The 1203-nt window shown below is 63.1% G+C and carries 1 protein-coding gene; it reads right to left on the bottom strand.

Translation table 11 applies throughout. From position 1 onward, the window contains the following. Positions 1-7: 7 nt before the first annotated feature. Positions 8-1111, bottom strand: coding sequence for an ISAs1 family transposase (locus RAD16_RS40300; protein WP_458163624.1), 1104 nt, complete (start codon positions 1109-1111; stop codon positions 8-10). Positions 1112-1203: the final 92 nt, after the last annotated feature.

Raw genomic sequence — 1203 nt, 5'->3', positions numbered from 1 at the left:
GGCAGGGCTATCGCATATGGCCAAACAAGGTGAGGAGGAAGCTGTCGTCCCAGCCGGCGCGCTTGATTTTTCGACGTATGGAGGTTGGGCTGGGACAAGATCGAAGGATGTTGAGTGCAAGCCTGCGCAGGCGAGCGAGATTGTCTGGAGCATTGTCCAATCTCGCCCTGTTGCCGTCTTCGCCGAAGTGGACGTCGAGCACCCAGTGGAGCTGGTTCTCGATGGTCCAATGACTGCGCGTGACCTGCAGCAGGCGCTTGGCGGACATCGACTTGGAGAGCAGGTAATAGCGCACGGCCGGCGGCTCCGCGCGATTGCCCTGCAATTGCCTGCGCGAGGTGACGCGGCCGATCGCAACGACGCCCGGGAAGCCGTGGACGGCAGCGAGGCTGGTATTGCGCATGATGGTTGCCCGGCGCGCTTCGCGGCGGTCGTGGGTGGACGGTTCGACCTTCTTGGCGGTACGGCGCTCGCCGGACCGGGCAAATTGCGCGACCACGGACTTGAACAGAGGTCCACGGTTGGCCTTGATCGCCAGCACGTAGTCGCCGCCGCGATCGAGCACCGTCTTGGCCATTGCACGATGGCAATGCAGTGCGTCGGCCGTGACGACGCAGCCTTCGAGGGACAGCAACGCCAATACCTCCAACGCCCCCTTGGTCTCGTTGCGGCCGGGAGCCTTCTGCTGGGCCAGCGACATGCGCGCTTCCACCGCAAAGACGTTGACCAGGTGCAGAGGTTCGTAGCGCGAACCGCGCGCGAAGGCGCCTCGCAGCGCCTTGCCGTCGACCGCGACCACCCCGCTGAGATTGAGCCGGTTGGCCTTGGCAAACGCCGCCATGAAGCGCCGGAATGCTGCCTCGAAGGCTTCCGGTTCGAGCAAACGGAACACGCGACTGAAAGTGTCGTGGCTGGGAATCCCATGTTCCAGGCGCAGAAACAGCCGAAGCAGGTCTTCCTTGGCCTGTCCGAACTCCGCCATGTCGGAGCAAGTCTCTGCTCCGCACAGAACCGCCGCCAAGGCGATAACCAGCACCTCCAGCAGATCGTGTCGCGCGTTCGCTGCACGCGGGTCCGACAATCGCCGAAACGCCTTCCTGAGCTTGCCCATACGACTCCCTCCGTCTCGTGGGAGTCGTTCTCAGAATCCATCTTGCAAAACAACGCAATAGAGGCCGCAATTCCATATGCGATTCCCCTGCC

Source organism: Bradyrhizobium sp. 18BD, from assembly GCF_054185225.1.
The sequence above is the reverse complement of the archived record's forward strand: the minus strand, read 5'-3'. Positions and strand labels throughout refer to the sequence as shown.